Annotated in this window: 19 protein-coding genes and 1 tRNA gene; 3 read left to right on the top strand and 17 right to left on the bottom strand. The window is 62.0% G+C overall.

Annotation, left to right across the window (positions count from 1 at the left end; translation table 11 throughout):
* Nucleotides 1-84: 84 nt before the first annotated feature.
* The 11 genes from PQQ53_RS30695 to PQQ53_RS30645 form a co-directional block, all read right to left on the bottom strand.
* A complete protein-coding gene (locus PQQ53_RS30695) occupies nucleotides 85-1,338 on the bottom strand; it encodes an NADH-quinone oxidoreductase subunit D (RefSeq protein ID WP_408148572.1) in 1,254 nt (417 codons plus the stop codon).
* Nucleotides 1,339-1,347: 9 nt separating this feature from the next.
* The gene (locus PQQ53_RS30690; RefSeq protein WP_175161669.1) at nucleotides 1,348-1,950 is read right to left on the bottom strand and encodes an NADH-quinone oxidoreductase subunit C; all 603 of its coding nucleotides are present in this window, start codon (nucleotides 1,948-1,950) and stop codon (nucleotides 1,348-1,350) included.
* Between the two features lie 21 nt (nucleotides 1,951-1,971).
* Nucleotides 1,972-2,451 (bottom strand): NuoB/complex I 20 kDa subunit family protein, encoded by a 480-nt coding sequence (locus PQQ53_RS30685; RefSeq protein ID WP_006052903.1) that lies wholly within the window; start codon nucleotides 2,449-2,451, stop codon nucleotides 1,972-1,974.
* A 63-nt stretch (nucleotides 2,452-2,514) separates the two neighbouring features.
* Nucleotides 2,515-2,874 carry an NADH-quinone oxidoreductase subunit A gene (locus PQQ53_RS30680; RefSeq protein WP_007175615.1) on the bottom strand — a complete coding sequence of 120 codons (360 nt, stop codon included), beginning with the start codon at nucleotides 2,872-2,874 and terminating at the stop codon, nucleotides 2,515-2,517.
* Nucleotides 2,875-3,037: 163 nt separating this feature from the next.
* Nucleotides 3,038-3,122 (bottom strand) — tRNA-Leu (locus tag PQQ53_RS30675).
* Nucleotides 3,123-3,236: 114 nt separating this feature from the next.
* A complete protein-coding gene (gene secG / locus PQQ53_RS30670; RefSeq protein WP_168666450.1) occupies nucleotides 3,237-3,632 on the bottom strand; it encodes a preprotein translocase subunit SecG in 396 nt (131 codons plus the stop codon).
* An 82-nt stretch (nucleotides 3,633-3,714) separates the two neighbouring features.
* On the bottom strand, nucleotides 3,715-4,497 hold the full coding sequence (gene tpiA / locus PQQ53_RS30665; RefSeq protein WP_408154002.1) for a triose-phosphate isomerase: 783 nt from the start codon (nucleotides 4,495-4,497) through the stop codon (nucleotides 3,715-3,717).
* Between the two features lie 123 nt (nucleotides 4,498-4,620).
* The gene (locus tag PQQ53_RS30660; protein WP_408328366.1) at nucleotides 4,621-5,637 is read right to left on the bottom strand and encodes an NAD(P)H-quinone oxidoreductase; all 1,017 of its coding nucleotides are present in this window, start codon (nucleotides 5,635-5,637) and stop codon (nucleotides 4,621-4,623) included.
* 199 nt (nucleotides 5,638-5,836) lie between these two features.
* Nucleotides 5,837-7,984, bottom strand: a complete 2,148-nt coding sequence (pnp, locus tag PQQ53_RS30655; RefSeq protein WP_408148564.1) for a polyribonucleotide nucleotidyltransferase — start codon at nucleotides 7,982-7,984, stop codon at nucleotides 5,837-5,839.
* 365 nt (nucleotides 7,985-8,349) lie between these two features.
* On the bottom strand, nucleotides 8,350-8,622 hold the full coding sequence (rpsO, locus tag PQQ53_RS30650; protein ID WP_042327498.1) for a 30S ribosomal protein S15: 273 nt from the start codon (nucleotides 8,620-8,622) through the stop codon (nucleotides 8,350-8,352).
* Nucleotides 8,623-8,817: 195 nt separating this feature from the next.
* Nucleotides 8,818-10,143 carry a branched-chain amino acid ABC transporter substrate-binding protein gene (locus tag PQQ53_RS30645; RefSeq protein WP_408328363.1) on the bottom strand — a complete coding sequence of 442 codons (1,326 nt, stop codon included), beginning with the start codon at nucleotides 10,141-10,143 and terminating at the stop codon, nucleotides 8,818-8,820.
* 183 nt (nucleotides 10,144-10,326) lie between these two features.
* On the opposite strand from PQQ53_RS30645, the gene PQQ53_RS30640 reads away from it, so the two are divergent.
* Entirely contained in the window at nucleotides 10,327-10,878 is a 552-nt protein-coding gene (locus PQQ53_RS30640; protein WP_408148559.1) for a hypothetical protein, read from the top strand.
* Between the two features lie 128 nt (nucleotides 10,879-11,006).
* Here PQQ53_RS30640 and PQQ53_RS30635 read toward each other — a convergent pair whose 3' ends face one another.
* From PQQ53_RS30635 to PQQ53_RS30610, 6 genes are all read right to left on the bottom strand, one after another.
* Nucleotides 11,007-12,554 (bottom strand): 2-isopropylmalate synthase, encoded by a 1,548-nt coding sequence (locus tag PQQ53_RS30635; RefSeq protein ID WP_408153998.1) that lies wholly within the window; start codon nucleotides 12,552-12,554, stop codon nucleotides 11,007-11,009.
* A gap of 376 nt (nucleotides 12,555-12,930) precedes the next feature.
* Nucleotides 12,931-13,803, bottom strand: a complete 873-nt coding sequence (gene pssA / locus PQQ53_RS30630; protein WP_408148555.1) for a CDP-diacylglycerol--serine O-phosphatidyltransferase — start codon at nucleotides 13,801-13,803, stop codon at nucleotides 12,931-12,933.
* A gap of 23 nt (nucleotides 13,804-13,826) precedes the next feature.
* Nucleotides 13,827-14,465 (bottom strand): phosphatidylserine decarboxylase, encoded by a 639-nt coding sequence (locus PQQ53_RS30625; protein ID WP_120345688.1) that lies wholly within the window; start codon nucleotides 14,463-14,465, stop codon nucleotides 13,827-13,829.
* Between the two features lie 130 nt (nucleotides 14,466-14,595).
* Entirely contained in the window at nucleotides 14,596-15,612 is a 1,017-nt protein-coding gene (gene ilvC / locus PQQ53_RS30620; protein WP_091795894.1) for a ketol-acid reductoisomerase, read from the bottom strand.
* A 144-nt stretch (nucleotides 15,613-15,756) separates the two neighbouring features.
* The gene (ilvN, locus tag PQQ53_RS30615; RefSeq protein WP_025602412.1) at nucleotides 15,757-16,248 is read right to left on the bottom strand and encodes an acetolactate synthase small subunit; all 492 of its coding nucleotides are present in this window, start codon (nucleotides 16,246-16,248) and stop codon (nucleotides 15,757-15,759) included.
* Between the two features lie 111 nt (nucleotides 16,249-16,359).
* Entirely contained in the window at nucleotides 16,360-18,123 is a 1,764-nt protein-coding gene (locus tag PQQ53_RS30610; RefSeq protein ID WP_408148552.1) for an acetolactate synthase 3 catalytic subunit, read from the bottom strand.
* A gap of 364 nt (nucleotides 18,124-18,487) precedes the next feature.
* Here PQQ53_RS30610 and PQQ53_RS30605 point away from each other — a divergent pair, with 364 nt between their 5' ends.
* Nucleotides 18,488-19,051, top strand: coding sequence for an RNA polymerase sigma factor (locus PQQ53_RS30605; RefSeq protein ID WP_408148550.1), 564 nt, complete (start codon nucleotides 18,488-18,490; stop codon nucleotides 19,049-19,051).
* The gene (locus PQQ53_RS30600; protein ID WP_175161680.1) at nucleotides 19,048-19,473 is read left to right on the top strand and encodes a DUF3619 family protein; all 426 of its coding nucleotides are present in this window, start codon (nucleotides 19,048-19,050) and stop codon (nucleotides 19,471-19,473) included. The genes PQQ53_RS30605 and PQQ53_RS30600 overlap by 4 nt, the downstream gene beginning before the upstream one ends.
* The last annotated feature ends 2 nt before the right edge of the window (nucleotides 19,474-19,475 follow it).

Genomic DNA, 19,475 nt, shown 5'->3' with positions numbered 1-19,475 from the left:
TCATTCATGCTGCGACAGACCCGGCGTTCCTTTGCTTGACGCGTGTCCCGGTGCAATCTGAAGACACGCGCCGATGAATACGTCCTAGCGATCCACTTCGCCGAACACGATGTCCTGCGTGCCGATGATCGTCACGGCGTCGGCAATCATGTGCCCGCGCGCCATTTCGTCCAGCGAGGACAGGTGCGCATAGCCCGGTGCGCGAATCTTCAGGCGATACGGCTTGTTGGCGCCGTCCGAGATCAGGTAGATGCCGAACTCGCCCTTCGGATGCTCGACCGCCGCGTACGCCTCGCCTTCGGGAACGTGGAAGCCTTCCGTGAACAGCTTGAAGTGGTGAATCAGCTCTTCCATGTTCGACTTCATACCGACGCGCGACGGCGGCGCAACCTTGTGATTGTCGATCATCACGGGGCCTGAATTCTTGCGCAACCACTCAACGCACTGTTTCACGATCCGCGTGGATTGGCGCATTTCTTCGACGCGCACCAGATAGCGGTCATAGCAGTCGCCATTCACGCCGACCGGAATGTCGAAATCCATCTTGTCGTAGACTTCGTACGGCTGCTTCTTGCGCAAATCCCATTCGATGCCCGAGCCGCGCAGCATTGCGCCGGTCATGCCGAGTTGCAGCGCACGTTCCGGGCTGACCACGCCGATGCCGACCAGACGCTGTTTCCAGATCCGGTTGTCGGTGAGCAGCGTTTCGTATTCGTCGACGCACTTCGGAAAACGCGTGAAGAAATCGTCGATGAAGTCGAGCAGCGAACCTTGACGGTTCTCGTTCATCTTCGACAACGCCTTCGCATTGCGGATCTTCGAAGCCTTGTACTGCGGCATCGCGTCGGGCAAATCGCGATAGACGCCACCCGGCCGATAGTAGGCCGCGTGCATCCGTGCACCGGACACCGCTTCGTACACGTCCATCAGGTCTTCGCGTTCGCGGAACGCATACAGAAACACCGCCATCGCGCCAACGTCGAGCGCATGCGCGCCGATCCACATCAGGTGGTTCAGCACGCGCGTGATTTCGTCGAACATCACGCGAATGTATTGCGCGCGCACCGGCACGTCGATGCCGAGCAGCTTTTCGATCGCCATCACGTAGCCGTGCTCGTTGACCATCATCGACACGTAGTCGAGACGGTCCATGTACGGCACGGACTGGATGAAGGTTTTGGTTTCGGCGAGCTTTTCAGTCGCGCGATGCAGCAGACCGATGTGCGGATCGGCGCGCTGGATGACTTCGCCGTCGAGTTCGAGCACGAGACGCAGCACACCGTGCGCTGCCGGATGCTGAGGGCCGAAGTTGAGCGTGTAGTTCTTGATCTCTGCCATGGCGTTCTCTTAGTGTTTCAGACCGCCATAGCGATCCTCGCGGATCACGCGCGGCGTGATTTCCCGCGGCTCGATCGTCACAGGCTGATAGACGACGCGCTTCTCTTCCGGGTCGTAACGCATTTCGACGTAGCCGGAGACAGGGAAATCTTTACGGAACGGGTGACCAATGAAACCGTAGTCGGTCAGAATGCGGCGCAGGTCCGGGTGGCCTTCGAAGACGATGCCGTACAGGTCGAATGCTTCGCGCTCGTACCAGTTGACCGAATTCCAGATTTCGACGACAGACGGCAGGATCGGCACTTCGTCGTCCGGTGCGAACACGCGCAGACGCAAGCGCCAGTTGTTCTGCACCGACAACAAATGCAGAACAGCCGCAAAACGCGGACCGTCATAAGCACCGTCGGCGTAAGTCTGATAGTCGACGCCGCACAGATCCACGCATTGCTCGAAACCGAGCGAGCGATCGTCACGCAGACGCGTTGCCACGTTGAGGTAGTCGCTTGCCTTCACGACGATCGTCAACTCACCGATTGCTTCGGTAGTGCTCAGCAGGAGGCCGCCAAAGGCCGCCTCGAGGTTCGCTTTCAGGGTCTCGAGTTTGCTTGCCATATTGTGGGGGAGGCGTTGGCCTTATTGACGGGCGATGGTGTTAGTGCGGCGAATCTTGGCCTGCAACTGGATCACGCCGTACACCAGCGCTTCCGCGGTAGGCGGGCAACCCGGCACATAGACGTCGACCGGCACGATCCGGTCGCAGCCGCGCACTACCGAATACGAGTAGTGGTAATAGCCGCCGCCGTTCGCGCACGAGCCCATCGAGATCACCCAGCGCGGCTCGGCCATCTGGTCGTAGACCTTGCGCAGAGCGGGCGCCATCTTGTTGCACAGCGTGCCGGCGACGATCATCACGTCCGACTGACGCGGACTCGGACGAAACACCACGCCGAAGCGGTCGAGGTCATAGCGGGCGGCGCCCGCATGCATCATCTCGACCGCACAGCACGCAAGACCGAACGTCATCGGCCACAGCGAGCCGGTGCGCGTCCAGTTGATCAGTTTGTCTGCCGTGGTGGTGACAAACCCTTCCTTCAAGACCCCTTCGATACTCATTTGCTTTCCACTCCAGACGGGGCGGCAAGCCTTGGCCACCCACGCAAACCGGCGATTAATCCATCATTCCCAGTCGAGGCCGCCCTTCTTCCAGATATAGGCAAAGCCAAGCAGGAACTCGAGCAGGAAAATCATCATTGCCATGAAGCCAGGCCAGCCGATGTCACGCAAGGCCACGCCCCACGGGAACAGGAACGCGGTTTCAAGGTCGAAAATGATGAAGAGAATGGCGACGAGGTAATAGCGCACGTCGAACTTCATGCGCGCATCTTCGAATGCTTCGAAGCCGCACTCGTACGGTGCGTTTTTCTCGGTATCGGGCTTGTTGGGACCAAGAATCTTACCGATACTGACCAGCGCTACGCCTAAACCGGTGCCTACAATGAGGAACAACAAGACGGGGAAATAGGCTGCGAGGTTCAAGACTATCCTCAATCGGTTGGTTCTAAAGTGCCGCCAAGAGCATAGCACTCCTGACGCGAAATCACTTCCGAAACGCACATGCCGCAAGCCCAACGCAGACCGTGCCCTGAAAGTGAAAATGCCAGCCGAAGCGAAGCAAGCGGCTGGCATTTAGATAACATTTTGGTGCCGACGGCGAGACTCGAACTCGCACAGCTTTCGCCACTACCCCCTCAAGATAGCGTGTCTACCAATTTCACCACGTCGGCACTGCATGCAATCCGGGAAAACAACTTGTAAAACCCGCGAATCGCTTCAAGACTTGAATTGTAACTTGTTTAAACAGTTTGTTCAACGCACCAAAGGCACTTTGAACGAAAATTTTATTTCGGCACGCCCGTAGCCGGAACGGACGCTGGCGAGGCAGGCGAGGCCGGCAGTGCAGCCGAGCCAGCGACCGGCGCGGAAGCTGCAGGCGTGGCAGTCGGCGCAGCCGGTGCGGTCACCGCCGCGCCCAGCAAGCCCGCGGAAGGCTTCGACCGATACGCGCCGAGGTAAGTGAGCGCGAGCGTCGTGACAAAAAACACTGCGGCGAGCACGGCCGTCGTACGCGACAAAAAGTTTGCCGAACCGGTTGCACCGAACAGGCTGCCCGATGCGCCGCTACCGAAAGCAGCGCCCATATCGGCGCCTTTGCCGTGTTGCAGCAAAACAAGGCCGATGACCCCGAGAGCCGACAACAGCTGAACGACGATAATCAATGTTTTCAAATACAGCATCACACTCACCTGAGTCTTTATTTAACCGCGCCACACACAGTGTGTTTCGCGGGATGGGGTCATCCTCAACAAGGCACCCTGCTTAACCGGCGACGCTGGTTGCGGCCGCCGCCTTGCAGATCGCCAGGAAATCCTGGTCCTTCAACGACGCACCGCCGATCAGGCCGCCGTCGATATCCGGTTGACGGAACAATTCTTCCGCGTTTTCCGGCTTCACGCTGCCGCCATACAACAGCGGCACATCCGCCACCGCCGCGCCCTTTGCCGCCAGACGCGCGCGCAGGAACGCATGAACGGCCTGCGCCTGCGCCGAGCTCGCGCTCTTGCCAGTGCCGATCGCCCAGACCGGCTCATACGCGACGACCAGACGGGCCGCTTCCTGCACCGACAGCTTCGCCAGCACTTCATCCAGCTGCGCGCCGACTACCTGCTCGGTCGAACCGGCTTCGCGCTCCTCGAGCGTTTCACCGACGCAGACGATCGGCGTCAAACCCGCTTCCAGCGCACGCTGCGTTTTCACCGCGACCAGCTCGGCGCTTTCGCGATGATAGGCGCGACGCTCGGAGTGCCCGACGATCGCGAACGTGGCGCCGAAGTCGGTCGCCATGGGTGCCGCCACTTCACCGGTATAGGCGCCATGCGTGAACGCGGACACGTCCTGCAGGCCCCACACAACCCGACTGCCTTCCAGCAACGATTGAGTCTGCGCGAGATACAGGCTCGGCACACACACGCCCACGCGTACGTCGGCCGGCAGATCGCCCGAGCCTTGCGCCACAGCCTGCAACAGCGTGGCATTCGCAGCGAGACGCCCGTGCATCTTCCAGTTACCGACTACCAGTTTGGCTCGTTGTTGTTTCGACATCGTCTCGTCTAGTCTTGGCGGGCGGACTTTTGTTTGCGCTTACAGTCCGCCTTTCGGATTCATTCGGCGTGCGCAAAACGCGCAATTTTACTGCGTGGGGTGGATCGGGTCAAACCGACCGTGTCAAGCGCCCTGACCCCAAGCCAGTACGATCTTGCCGACGTGCGTGCTGCTTTCCATCAGCGCATGCGCGTCAGCGGCCTGCGCGGCCGGAAACACGCGGTGCACGACAGGCTTGATACGGCCCGCTTCGAGATGCGGCCACACCTGCTCTTTCAGTCGCGCGGCGATCTTCGCCTTGAATTCGACCGGTCGCGGACGCAGGGTCGAACCGGTCACGGTCAAACGGCGGCGCAGCACCTCGTTCAAATTCAGTTCCGCCTTCGCGCCGCCTAGCAAGGCGATCACGACGATGCGGCCCCCGTCGGCGAGCGCCGTGAGTTCGCGCGGCACGTAGCTGCCCGCCACCATGTCGAGCACCACATCGACGCCACGATCGTTGGTCAGGGACTTGATCACTTCGACGAAATCTTCCGTCTTGTAGTTGATCGCCCGCTCGGCGCCCAACGCCTCGCACGCACGGCACTTTTCATCCGACCCGGCAGTGGCGAACACGCGAAAACCGAGCGCATGCGCAATCTGGATCGCCGTCACGCCGATGCCGCTCGAGCCGCCTTGCACCAACAGCGTTTCGTTCGGCGCGCCCTCACCCTTGCCGAGCTGCGCGCGGTCGAACACGTTGCTCCATACCGTGAAGAAAGTCTCCGGCAGCGAAGCCGCCTCGACGTCCGACAAACCCGCCGGCACCGGCAAGCACTGCAACAGCGGCGCGGCCGCGTATTCCGCGTAACCGCCGCCCGCCAGCAATGCGCACACACGGTCGCCGATTTTCAAGCCGAACGGGTTGTTCTTCTCGTCGATCGTGCCGCCGACGATCTCACCCGCCACCTCCAGCCCCGGCAGATCCGACGCACCCGGCGGCGGCGCATAGCCGCCCTTGCGCTGGAACACATCCGGGCGATTGATGCCGGACGCCGCCACCTTGATCAGCACCTCGCCCGCTTTCGGCTGCGGCGTGGGTCGCTCCGCCAGCTTGAGGACATCCGGCGCACCGAATTCGGTGATTTCGATCGCTTTCATCTGCGTCAACTCCAAGATTGGATTGCGTTGCATACCCGTTGCTCACCGCCAGGGACGCGAATCGTCCGACTACGGCAAAGCGCCCGACGCAAACAGAGTACCCGCTTGTCGCCACTTGCACTCATCTGCAACGCAATCCACCCTGCATGAAAAACGGCCGGCGCGCATTCACGCTGCCGGCCGTTGCTCCGCTACCGCATTACTGCGGCGTCGGCTCGCCTTGCGGCGCGCCGTTCGCGGCGTCGTTCAGCAACGCCTTGGCCGACAAACGCACACGGCCCTTCTCGTCCGTCTGGATGACCTTGACCTTCACCTGCTGGCCGTCCTTCAGATAGTCGTTGATGTCCTTGATACGCTCGTTGGCGATTTCGGAGATATGCAGCAGACCGTCCTTGCCCGGCAGGATGTTCACGATCGCGCCGAAATCGAGCAGCTTGAGCACGGTGCCTTCGTACACCTGGCCCACTTCGACTTCCAGCGTGATGTTCTCGATACGCTTCTTCGCTTCGGCCATCCCTTCGCTGCTCGTGCTCGCGATCGTGACGACGCCGTCGTCCGAAATATCGATCGTTGTGCCCGTTTCTTCGGTCAGCGCGCGGATCACCGAACCACCCTTACCGATCACGTCGCGGATCTTTTCCGGGTTGATCTTGATGGTGATCATGCGCGGTGCGAACTCCGACAACTGCGTGTTCGCACCCGACACCGCCGAGGTCATCTTGCCGAGGATGTGCATACGGCCTTCCTTCGCTTGCGCGAGGGCGACCTGCATGATTTCCTTCGTGATGCCCTGGATCTTGATGTCCATCTGCAGTGCGGTCACGCCTTGCTCGGTGCCCGCCACCTTGAAGTCCATGTCGCCGAGGTGATCTTCGTCGCCGAGGATGTCGGTCAGCACCGCGAAGCGGTTGCCTTCGAGAATCAGGCCCATTGCGATGCCGGCGACGTGCGCCTTCATCGGCACGCCGGCGTCCATCAGCGCGAGGCAGCCGCCGCACACCGAAGCCATCGACGACGAACCGTTCGATTCGGTGATTTCCGACACGACGCGGATCGAGTAGCCGAATTCGTCGGCGCTCGGCAGGCACGCAGCCAGCGCGCGCTTGGCCAGACGGCCGTGGCCGATTTCACGGCGCTTCGGCGAACCGACGCGGCCCGTTTCGCCGGTCGCGAACGGAGGCATGTTGTAGTGGAGCATGAAGCGTTCGCGGTACTCGCCTTCGAGCGCGTCGATGTTCTGCTCGTCGCCCTTCGTGCCGAGCGTGGCGACCACCAGCGCTTGCGTTTCGCCGCGCGTGAACAGCGCCGAACCGTGCGTACGCGGCAACACGCCGGTACGGATTTCGATCGGGCGCACGGTGCGCGTGTCACGGCCGTCGATACGCGGTTCGCCGTTCAGGATCTGCGTACGGACGATCTTGGCTTCGATGTCGAACAGCACGTTGCCGACGGTGGCCTTGTCGGCCGCCGGCGTGCCGCTTGCCGCTGCGTCTTCTTCGAGCTTCGCCGACGTCGCTGCGTAGACTTCCTTCAGCTTGGCCGAACGCGCCTGCTTGTCGCGGATCTGGTAAGCGGCGAGCAGGTCGGCTTGCGCCAGTTCCGTCACGCGTGCGATCAGCGGTTCGTTCTTCGCCGCCGGTTGCCAATCCCATTCCGGCTTGCCGCCTTCGCGGACCAGATCGTGGATCGCGTCGATCGCGATCTGCATCTGCTCATGACCGAACACCACGCCGCCGAGCATCACTTCTTCGCTCAGTTGCTGCGCTTCCGATTCCACCATCAACACCGCGCGTTCCGTACCGGCGACGATCAGGTCGAGCGCCGATTCCTTCATTTGCGGACGCGTCGGGTTCAACACGTATTCGTTGTTGATGTAGGCCACGCGTGCTGCGCCGACCGGGCCGTTGAACGGCAGACCGGACACGGCGAGCGCCGCCGACGCGCCGATCAGCGCGGGGATGTCGGCGGGGATTTCCGGGTTCAGCGACAGGACGTGGATCACCACCTGGACTTCGTTGTAGAAGCCTTCCGGGAACAGCGGGCGCAGCGGTCGGTCGATCAGGCGGGAAGTCAGCGTTTCGCCTTCCGACGGACGGCCTTCGCGGCGGAAGAAGCCACCCGGGATCTTGCCGGCGGCGTAGGTCTTTTCGAGGTAGTCGACGGTCAGCGGGAAGAAGTCCTGGCCCGGCTTGGCTGTCTTGGCGCCGACCACGGTTGCCAGCACGACGGTGTCTTCGACGTCGACGATCACCGCACCGCTTGCCTGGCGAGCGACTTCGCCGGTTTCGAGGCGAACGTTATGTTGTCCCCACTTGAACTCTTTGACGATCTTATTGAACATAGTCATTGCTTTTCCTCATCGTAATGCCGCGCGGACCAGAAGCGGCGCGGCAACGCCAGACCGGCGCCACATGGGAAGAGTAGTGTTATGCCATTCCAGAGAACCACGCGCTGCGTCGGGTACACGCGCGAACCGCTGGAATGACACAAAGCTCCGCCCTGGGGCCCGGCCGTGTTTCTTTCTTGCTGCTTGCTCTACTGCTTTGATTGCTGCCTGGGTTACTGCAAATACTGCTCTTGCCTGTCCCGCCGTATGAACCGGCACGCCACTGCGGACGACAGACGATGCGCGTCACATGAAGCGCATCGTGCAAAAACAAAATGCCTGTATCAGCGGAACTGACACAGGCATCTTGCTGAACGACTGGCCGATTACTTACGCAGACCCAGCTTCTCGATCAGGCTGCGGTAACGATCCGCGTCCTTGCTCTTCAGGTAGTCGAGCAGCTTACGACGGCGGCTCACCATGCGCAGCAGACCGCGGCGGCTGTGGTGATCTTTCGTGTGTGCCTTGAAGTGAACGGTCAGTTCGTTGATGCGGGTCGTGAGCAGCGCGACCTGAACTTCGGGGGAGCCGGTGTCGTTAGCTGCGCGTGCGAATTGCGCAACGACTTCGGACTTCTTGCTTGTTTCAACTGCGGACATGTCTATTTCCTTAAGAACTGGACAGGCGGTCACGGAAGAAAGGCCGTGCCGTGGATTACCCCGTATGTATGACAGAATCACAACCCTGCCTCACAACGGGACGCGTATTGTAGCACAGCCCAATCCGGCCGCGAACCCCGCCGAGCCGGGGCGAATCGTCTGCGGCGCCGCGTCCTCGCCACACGCACGCCGACGTCAGGGCCGCCGCATCTTGCAGACCGTCGGCGCGACGGTGCGCTCGGGCGGCACCGCCAGCACCGTGCGAAAGCCGTAGCCGGAGCCTTCATTGTCGAAGCGCACGCCCGGCGTGCCGGCTTTGTCCATCTCCATCACATAAAGGGGCTGAATCAGCTGATGGTCGTCGGCGCGCATCCACGATGCGTGAAAGCCGTTGTCAAATCGCAGCCCCTCCAGCGCGCGGGCGACGGCTGTGGGATCGGCGCTGCCGACGCGGTTCATCGCCGCGGCGAGGGTTTCGATCATCAAGGGCATGCGCAGCACCGGGTAGTCATCCTGCGCGGCGGGGAAACGGGCGCGGAACGCGGCGTACCATGCGTCGGAAGCGGCGCCGCCCGCGTTCGGATGCCAGTCGGCGACCGCAATCACGTGACCGACACCGGCGTCGCCCAGCGCGGCCGGGGCACCGAGGCTGTTGCCGTAGAACGTGTAGAACTTCGTGTCCAGCCCCTGCTCGCGCGCCGCCTTGACGAGCAGCGTCAGGTCGTTGCCCCAGTTGCCGGTGACGACCGCGTCGGCGCCGCTCGCGCGGATTTTCGCAATGTAGGGCGCGAAATCCTTGACGCGGCCGATCGGATGAAACTCGTCGCCGACCACCGCGATATCCGGCCGCTTCGCCGCCAGCGTCGAGCGCGCGAGGCTGCTGACGTCGTGGCCGAAGCTGTAATCCTGATTCAGCAGATACACCTTCTTCACCGCCTTGTCGCGCTGGATCACGTCGGCCAGGCCGTCCATGCGCATGCCCGCGTGCGCGTCGAAGCGGAAGTGCCAGAAGCTGCAGTTGGCGTTGGTGAGCGCGGGGTCGTCGGCGGAATAGTTGAGGAATAGCGCGCGGTTGCCGGGCTCGCGGCTGTTCTGCTTGTCGATCGCGCCGATCAGCGCGGCGGCGACCGCCGAACTGTTGCCCTGCATGACGTAGCCGATATGACGGTCGGCGGCCGCGCGCAATTGCGTGAGCGCCTCTTCGGTGCTGCCCTTGCTGTCGAGCACGACCAGTTCGAACAGGTGAGCGCCGTCAGCGAGCTTGACGCCGCCCTGAGCATTCACCTGCTCGACGCCGAAGCGCAGATTGCGCTCGACCGCCGCGCCTGCGTTCGCGAACGGCCCGGACATGCCTTCGATCAGCGCGAGCCGGATCGGCGCACCGGCGGGTTTCGGGGCCGCGTTCGCGGCCGAATTCGCGCCCGGAATCGCCGCCGTCTGGCCCGCCGCATAAGCCGCCGCGGCCATCGAGATCGCTGCTAACGCCACTGCCGCCGCCCGTTGCCACATCGCCATCGTCATTGCCCCGCCTGAATCGTCGAAGCGCGGATCATAGGACGTAGCGGATGGAATAAGCAAGCCGGCACAGCCGTTACCGTACCAGGCGCACGGCTTGCGCGAAGCGCAGATCTTTTGTCACAGCGCGTGTCAAAATGATGCGTCTCGATGATAAAAACCGCTACTCAAACACCATCGGAGGAATCCATGTTGAACCGTCATCACGCCACAGCGGCCTCGAGCGCAGCGCCGGCCGCCGGACGTCTGCGCCGGGCGGCGCTCGTCTGTCTGAGCGCGTTGACACTCGCCGGCTGCGCGCAGCCCTGGCAGCAGTATCAACAGGGAGCGGACGAATCGACCATCGTCGCGCGCCTCGGCCCGCCGCGCGAAGTCTACGACCTGCCGAACGGCGGCAGGCGCCTGATGTGGCCAACCCAGCCGATGGGCGAAACCACCACTGCGGCCGACATCGACGCGGCCGGCAAGATCGTCAACGTGCGCCAGGTGCTGCAACCGAACGAGTTCTATCGGGCCGAAATCGGCAAATGGACCAAGAGCGACGTACTGGTGAATTTCGGCCGCCCGGTCGAAACCGCGTATTTCCCGCTGATGAAGCGCGAAGTCTGGACCTATCGCTACCTCGAAGACAACGTCTGGTACATGATGTACAGCTTCTATTTCGACGAACAGGGCATCGTGCGGCTCACGCAGAAAACGCCTGACCCGTTGCACGATCCGGGGCGCCGCTCGCTGTTCTGAGCGCTTGCGCGAATGCGCGGCGCCCCTGGCTGATCGCGTGTGTGCAAAGCTCTCGCCGCAAAGCAAAATCCCCGTGCCTGCATGGGCACGGGGATTTTTTGATTCAGACGACCGCTCACGCGCTCGCCTTACTCCGAGCGTTGCGGATTCAGCTTGTCGAAATTCGAATACAGCTTGTTGAGCGCCGAGATATACGCTTTCGCGGAAGCCGCGACGATATCCGGATCGGTGCCCACACCGTTGACGATGCGCCCGCTCTTCGACAGGCGCACGGTCACCTCGCCCTGCGCCTGGGTGCCGGTCGTGATCGCGTTGACCGAGTACAGCAGCAGTTCCGAGCCGCTGCCCACCTCCGTTTCGATCGCGTTGAGCGTGGCGTCGACCGGGCCGTTGCCACGCGCCTCGCCGGTGATCTCCTTGCCTTCCACCGAGAACACGACCTTCGCATGCGGCTGCTCGCCGGTTTCCGAATGCTGCGACAGCGCCACGAACTTGTAGTGCTCCTTCTGCTGCGCTTCGGCCGACTCTTCGGTGACGATCGCGATGATGTCCTCGTCGAAGATTTCAGCCTTGCGGTCGGCCAGTTCCTTGAAGCGCGCGAAGGCGGTGTTCAGTTCTGCTTCGCTGTCGAGCGCGATGCCGAGTTCCTGCAAGCGCTGCTTGAACGCGTTGCGGCCCGACAGCTTGCCGAGCACAATCTTGTTCGCGCTCCAGCCCACGTCTTCGGCGCGCATGATTTCGTAGGTGTCGCGCGCTTTCAGCACGCCGTCCTGGTGAATCCCGGACGCATGCGCAAACGCGTTGGCGCCGACCACCGCCTTGTTCGGCTGCACGACGAAACCGGTGATCTGCGACACCAGTTTCGACGCCGGCACGATCTGCGTCGTGTCGAGGCCGACTTCAAGCCCGAAGTAATCCTTGCGGGTCTTCACCGCCATCACGATTTCTTCGAGCGACGTGTTGCCCGCGCGCTCGCCGAGACCATTGATCGTGCACTCGACCTGGCGCGCCCCACCGATCTGCACCCCGGCCAGCGAGTTCGCCACCGCCATGCCGAGGTCGTTATGGCAATGCACCGAGAACACCGCCTTGTGCGAGTTCGGAATGCGTTCGCGCAGCGTCTTCACCAGCTGGCCATACAGTTCCGGCACGCCGTAGCCGACCGTGTCGGCGATGTTGATGGTGGTCGCGCCCTCGGCGATCACCGCTTCGAGCACGCGGCACAGGAAGTCCATGTCCGAGCGACTGCCGTCTTCCGGCGAGAACTCGACGTCGTCCGTGAACTTGCGCGCAAAACGCACCGCCAGCTTCGCCTGCTCGAACACCTGGTCCGGCGTCATGCGCAGCTTCTTTTCCATATGCAGCGGCGACGTCGCGATGAACGTGTGGATGCGGAAATGATCGGCCGGCTTGAGCGCATCGGCGGCGCGCTGGATGTCCTTGTCGTTCGCACGGGCGAGCGAGCAGATCGTGCTGTCCTTGATCAGCCCCGCGATCGTGTGGATCGAATCGAAGTCGCCGTTCGAACTCGCCGCGAAGCCGGCTTCGATCACGTCCACTTTCATCCGTTCGAGTTGCCTGGCGATGCGAATCTTCTCTTCCTTCGTCATCGACGCGCCGGGCGATTGCTCGCCGTCACGCAACGTCGTATCGAAAATGATCAGTTTGTCGGACATGTCGGGGCTCCTCAGGAGTCGTTCGGATGTGGGGATCGGATATTGGAGTGCTGGTGTTTGGCGTGCGCTGGCGACGCTCGAGCGCAGACGCGGCAGACGGAGGGCGAAATGATTGTCGGCGACTGGCGACGATCAGCGCGGCAGCCACGCCGGCACTCGCATGCGGGGCGCTGCGCCGGCCTGCCGACGCTCGCATTGCGACTCAAAAGCAAGCCTGAACGCACGTTATCTGACGACTATAGCGGCATTCCCGCCGCCACGCAATTGGCGTCGGACCTGCCTTGGAAGCGTCGCCGGGCGGGCCTGGCAAAAGAAAAACGGCACCTCGAAGGATGCCGTTTTTGCATATCGTGGGCAGCTGAAAAGCCGCGGGCCGTTACCTGTCGTGCGCCACCGATCGGGCCGGATTCGCCCTGCCCCGCAACGCCTGGTAGCCCCAGAACACATAGCCGGACAGACCATACAGCACGAACAGGCCGAACAGCATCAGCGGCGGATCGGACGACACCAGCACGAACGCCACCACCACCAGCAGGATCACGCCGAACGGCACGCGATGCCGCACGTCGAGCGCCTTGCCGCTATAGAACGGCGCATTCGACACCATCGTCACGCCGGCGTAAATGGTCAGCACGAACGCGACCCACGGCAGCCAGACCAGCTTCAGCGGCACGCGGTTGTCGGTGGCGAGCCACACGAAACCGGCGATCAGCGCCGCCGCAGCCGGGCTCGGCATGCCCTGGAAGAAACGCTTGTCGACCACGCCGATGTTGGTATTGAAGCGCGCAAGCCGCAACGCCGCGCCAGAACAATAGACGAACGCGGCGAGCCAGCCCCAGCGGCCGAGATCCTTCAGAATCCACTCGTACATGACGAGCGCTGGCGCGACGCCGAACGACACCATGTCCGACAGACTGTCGAATTGCTCGCCGAATGCGCTTTGCGTATGCGTCATACGCGCGACGCGACCGTCCATGCCGTCGAGCACCATCGCCACGAAGATCGCGATGGCCGCGATTTCGAAGCGCACGTTCATTGCCTGCACGACGGCAAAGAAGCCGCAGAACAGCGCCGCCGTGGTAAAGGCGTTCGGCAACAGATAAATGCCGCGTTTTCTCAGGAACTGCTGGCGCTGCGCGCGCCGACTCTCGACGGCCGGCGACTCCGCCCCCATCGGCTTGTTGCGGCGAAACGGACGCGGTAGCGGTCCGCCGCTATTACGGGGTCGACGCGGTTTGAATGCGGCCATTCGGAAACCTCCTGTGTGCCGCTTTAGAGTTCAGCGAGGATCGTGGACGATGCGGACACCTTCTCGCCGATCGACACACGCGGACGGCTGCCCACCGGCAGATACACGTCGACGCGCGAGCCGAACCGGATGAACCCATAACGCTGGCCACGGGTAAGCGGCTCGCCTGCCCTGACGTAGCAAAGAATACGCCGCGCGATCAAACCGGCGATCTGCACCGACGTCACCGTCTGGCCGCCGGCCATTTCGATCACCACCGCATTGCGCTCGTTTTCGGTCGAAGCCTTGTCCACTGCGGCATTCAGATACGCGCCAGGGAAGTATTCGACCTTGGAGATCGCACCATCCACCGGCGAACGCTGCGAGTGGACGTTGAAGACATTCATGAACACGCTGATCTTCAGCGCTTCACGATTCGCGTACGGATCGTGCGCGGTTTCGACTGCGACGATGCGGCCGTCGGCCGGGCACAGCACGGCGTTCGCCTGGGTGGGGATCGGGCGAGCCGGATCGCGGAAGAACTGCACGACGAAGATCAGGATCAGCCAGAACAGCCATGCAATGCCGAACCCCGCGAAGGCGTGAACCAGTAATGCAACGACAGCCGCGATGGCGATGAACGGCCAGCCTTCTCGCGCGATGATCGGATGAGGGTAATTCATGGATGGCTTCTGTGTTTTTGTAAAACCGTAGGATAGCAAAAGCCGCCCAGGGTTCAGCACCCTTGGACGGCTTTTTGATTTGTCCGGTCCACGCGCAAGTGCGCATGACCGGACTTCAGGGGTAATTCGCTTAGTTCTTCGACTGGTCGACCAGCTTGTTCTTCGCGATCCACGGCATCATCGCGCGCAGCTTCGAACCGACCTGTTCGATCTGGTGCTCGGCCGTCAGACGGCGGCGCGATTGCAGCGTCGGTGCGCCAGCCTTGTTTTCGAGGATGAAGCTCTTTGCGTACTCGCCCGTCTGAATGTCGGTCAGCACGGCCTTCATCGCCTTCTTCGTTTCAGCCGTCACGATACGCGGACCCGTCACGTACTCGCCGTATTCGGCGTTGTTCGAGATCGAGTAGTTCATGTTCGCGATGCCGCCTTCGTAGATCAGGTCGACGATCAGCTTCAGTTCGTGCAGGCACTCGAAGTACGCCATTTCCGGCGCGTAGCCCGCTTCCACCAGCGTTTCGAAGCCGGCCTTGATCAGGTCGACCGTACCGCCGCACAGAACAGCCTGTTCGCCGAACAGGTCAGTTTCCGTTTCTTCGCGGAAGTTCGTTTCGATGATGCCGGCACGGCCGCCGCCGTTCGCCGCCGCGTACGACAAAGCGATGTCACGTGCTGCGCCCGACTTGTCTTGCGCGACAGCGATCAGGTGCGGCACGCCGCCGCCTTGCGAGTAGGTGCCGCGAACCGTGTGGCCCGGCGCCTTCGGCGCGATCATGATCACGTCGAGGTCGGCACGCGGAATCACTTGACCGTAGTGCACGTTGAAGCCGTGCGCGAATGCCAGCGCTGCGCCTTGCTTGGCGTTGGCGTGCACTTCCTTTGCATAGACTTCGGCGATCTGCTCGTCCGGCAGCAGCATCATGACGACGTCCGCGCCCTTGACGGCTTCCGCCACTTCCTTGACTTGCAGGCCGGCGTTCTCAGCCTTGCTCCACGATGCGCCGCCCTTGCGCAGACCGACCGTGATGTTCACGCCGCTTTCCTTCAGGTTCAGCGCGTGCGCATGGCCTTGCGAGCCATAGCCGATGATGGTGACTTGCTTGCCCTTGATCAGGGAGAGGTCGGCGTCCTTGTCGTAGAAAACTTTCATGTCGGTTCCTTGGCTAAATTCGTTGAATCAGTGAAATGCAAATACTGCGAATAGTGTGTTGCTGGCCGGGTTCATGATGCGCTGCCCGACCTCGATCGAAACGTTCGGTCACGGCCCCCAGGCACGACACCCGGGTGCCGCGCGTCAGACCTTCAGAATGCGCTCGCCGCGCCCGATGCCCGAGCTGCCCGTACGGACCGTCTCGAGAATCGCCGTGGAATCGAGCCCTTCGATGAAGGCGTCGAGCTTGTCGCTCGCACCCGTCAGTTCGATCGTGTAGGTCTTTTCGGTGACGTCGATGATGCGGCCGCGGAAAATATCCGACATCCGCTTCATTTCCTCACGTTCCTTGCCGACCGCCCTCACCTTGATCAACATCAGCTCGCGCTCGATGTGGGCGCCCTCGGTAAGGTCGACCACTTTCACCACCTCGATCAGGCGGTTCAGATGCTTCGTGATCTGTTCGATCACGTCGTCCGAGCCAATGGAGACGATGGTCATGCGCGACAGCGAACGGTCTTCGGTCGGAGCCACCGTCAAGGTTTCAATGTTGTAGCCGCGTGCCGAGAACAGACCCACCACGCGTGACAACGCGCCCGGTTCGTTTTCCAGCAGGACGGAAATGATGTGTCTCATGATTCGCTTCTTCCAGATGTTTGTCGATGTCTGCGAGCCGCCTTGCGCCGCTTCGTCCGCGTTCGCCCTTCGTGAAGGCGCACGTGACGAAGCCCGCGTCAGAAACGGTCGTTATAGATCTTCCGAACCCATGAGCATCTCGGTGATGCCCTTGCCGGCCTGGACCATCGGCCAGACGTTTTCGGTCGGATCGGTCTGGAAATCGAGAAACACCGTGCGATCTTTGAGGCGCAGCGCTTCCTTCAACGCCGGCTCGACATCGGCCGTGCGCTCGATACGCATGCCGACGTGGCCGTACGCTTCGGCGAGCTTCACGAAGTCCGGCAGCGCATCCATGTACGAATGCGAATAGCGCTTGCTGTATTCGATCTGCTGCCACTGGCGCACCATGCCCAGATAGCGGTTGTTCAGCGAAATGATCTTCACCGGGGTGTCGTACTGCTTGCAGGTCGACAACTCCTGGATGCACATCTGGATCGAACCTTCGCCCGTGATGCAGAGCACGTCGTCGTCCGGGTGCGCCATCTTCACGCCCATCGCCGCCGGCAGGCCGAAGCCCATCGTGCCGAGGCCACCGGAGTTGATCCAGCGGCGCGGCTTGTTGAACTTGTAGAACTGCGCGGCCCACATCTGGTGCTGACCGACGTCGGAACACACGAAGGCATTGCCGTCGGTCAGTTCCCACGCCTTTTCCACCACGTACTGCGGCTTGATGATGTCGCTCTTGCGGTCGAACTTCAGGCAGTCTTTCGCGCGCCAGGCTTCGATGTCCTTCCACCAGTCGGCGAGTGCCGCGGTGTCCGGGCCATGCTCGGCGGTCTGCAACTGCTCGATCAGTTCTTTGAGCACTTCCTTCACGTCGCCGACGATCGGAATGTCGACCTTGACGCGCTTGGAAATGGAAGAAGGATCGATGTCGATATGAATGATCTTGCGCGGACGCGACGCGAAGTGCGCCGGGTCGCCGATCACGCGGTCGTCGAAGCGCGCGCCGATTGCGATCAGCACGTCGCAGTGCTGCATCGCCATGTTGGCTTCGTACGTGCCGTGCATGCCGAGCATGCCGAGGAATTTCTTGTCGCTCGCGCGGTAGCCGCCCAGACCCATCAACGTGTTGGTGATCGGGTAGCCGAGCAGGTCGGCGAACTGGTTCAGCTCACGCGACGCATCCGCGAGAATGATGCCGCCGCCGGTGTAGATATATGGACGCTTCGCCGACAACAGCAGCGAGACCGCCTTGCGGATCTGGCCGGAGTGGCCCTTGGTCACCGGGTTATACGAGCGCAGCGAAACGCTCTTCACGGGTTCGTACTGGCAAGGCGCTTTCGACACGTCTTTCGGAATGTCGATCAGCACCGGGCCGGGACGACCGGTACGGGCAATATAGAAAGCTTTCTTGACGGTGGCGGCGAGATCGCGCACGTCCTTCACGAGGAAGTTGTGCTTCACGCAAGGACGCGTGATGCCGACCGTGTCGCACTCCTGGAACGCATCCTGACCGATCGCGGCAGTCGGCACCTGGCCGCTGATCACCACCATCGGAATCGAATCCATGTAGGCGGTGGCGATGCCGGTCACCGCATTGGTGACGCCGGGGCCGGAGGTCACGAGGCACACACCGACCTTGCCGGTGGAGCGCGCATACGCGTCGGCGGCGTGGACCGCGGCCTGCTCGTGGCGTACGAGGACGTGCTGGAATTTGTCCTGCTTGTACAGCTCGTCGTAAATGTAGAGTACCGAGCCGCCGGGATAGCCCCAGATGAACTCGACGTCTTCGTCGGCCAGTGCCTTCATGAGCACGGTGCCGCCAATAGAGTCAGCTTCCTGATGGGGAGTCGTATCCGACGTGGAGAATTCCGCGCTGGGCATATTCATTTATTCACCTTTCGAATTTTCGGCAAAAAATTGATCGGGTGCTCTCTGCCGGGCTTATGGCTCGGGTTCAAGCGGCGCGTCCAGTTGACAGGTGAGCTTCTTGGGCCACACCTCAATTGAGACAAGTCACTTATGTTGCGAACCAGCGAAGATATCTGCTGACGCGCATGCGGTCAAGCAAATATTGCCCTGGCGCCCTGCCCCCATACTCCAGGATTGACCGTAATCGCCCCGAATCCTGTTATGTAGATGCAAGGTTCAGCACGTTTCGCCCCGGGCCGCGCAAAAGTTTGTTAGCATCCGCGAGCTTTGCGACATTTTTCGACATATTACGCGCACGCTCGCTGCGCCGACCCCCAAACGGATGGCATCAGACAAGGAACTCGCCGATTTTCTGGCGGGCGTCGAAAGGCGCGCATTCAAGCAGACGGTCTACGCCGTGCGGGACGACGACGCCTCTCTCGACATCGTGCAGGACGCGATGATCAAGCTCGCCGAAAAATACGGCGACCGTCCGGCCGCCGAGTTGCCGCTGCTGTTTCAGCGTATTCTGCAGAATGCGATGCACGACTATTTCCGTCGTGCGAAAGTACGCAATACGTGGGTTAGCCTGTTCTCGTCGCTCGGCAATGCCGACGACGACGAATTCGATCCGCTGGAAACCTTCGAGGCCCAGCAAGGCTCGGCAGGGGCCGAGAGCAACGAGCGGAAACTCGAGCGCGAGCAGATCCTGCAGTTGATCGACGACGAGATCCAAAAATTACCGGCACGTCAACGGGAGGCGTTTCTCATGCGTTATTGGGAAGATATGGATGTCGCCGAGACTGCCGCCGCAATGGGCTGCTCCGAAGGCAGTGTGAAGACACACTGTTCGCGGGCCACCCACACGCTGGCGCAAGCGCTCAAGGCCAAAGGAATCACCCTATGAGCTCCCTCGAAACCAAAGAACTCGAGTTCGCGCGCCAGGTGCGCCGCGCGCTCGACGAAAACGCCGCCAGCATTGCCCCCGCCACCGTCGATCGACTCGCCGCGGCGCGCCGTGCCGCGCTCGCCCGCAAGAAGCCCGAAGCCGTCAGCGCGCCGGTGCTGGTGCCCGCTTTCGCCGGCATGCCGTCCGGTCTGCCGCAAGTCGAATTCCCGCAGCGCCGCCGTTCGCCGCTGCGCCGCTTCGCGCTCGCGTGGCCGCTCGCCGCGCTGGTTGTGAGCCTCATCGGCATTGCCTACTGGGAAGACCAGCAGCGCACCGCCGAACTCGCCGATATCGATGCCGCCATGCTAAGCGACGACCTGCCGCTCAATGCCTATCTCGACCACGGTTTCAACGCGTACCTTTCACGCGCCCACCACTGAGC

This window comes from Paraburkholderia strydomiana, from assembly GCF_046030495.1.
GTDB classification, from domain to species: Bacteria; Pseudomonadota; Gammaproteobacteria; order Burkholderiales; family Burkholderiaceae; genus Paraburkholderia; species Paraburkholderia strydomiana_A.
Note: the sequence above shows the minus strand (reverse complement) of the source record. Positions and strands in the feature narration are given on the sequence as shown.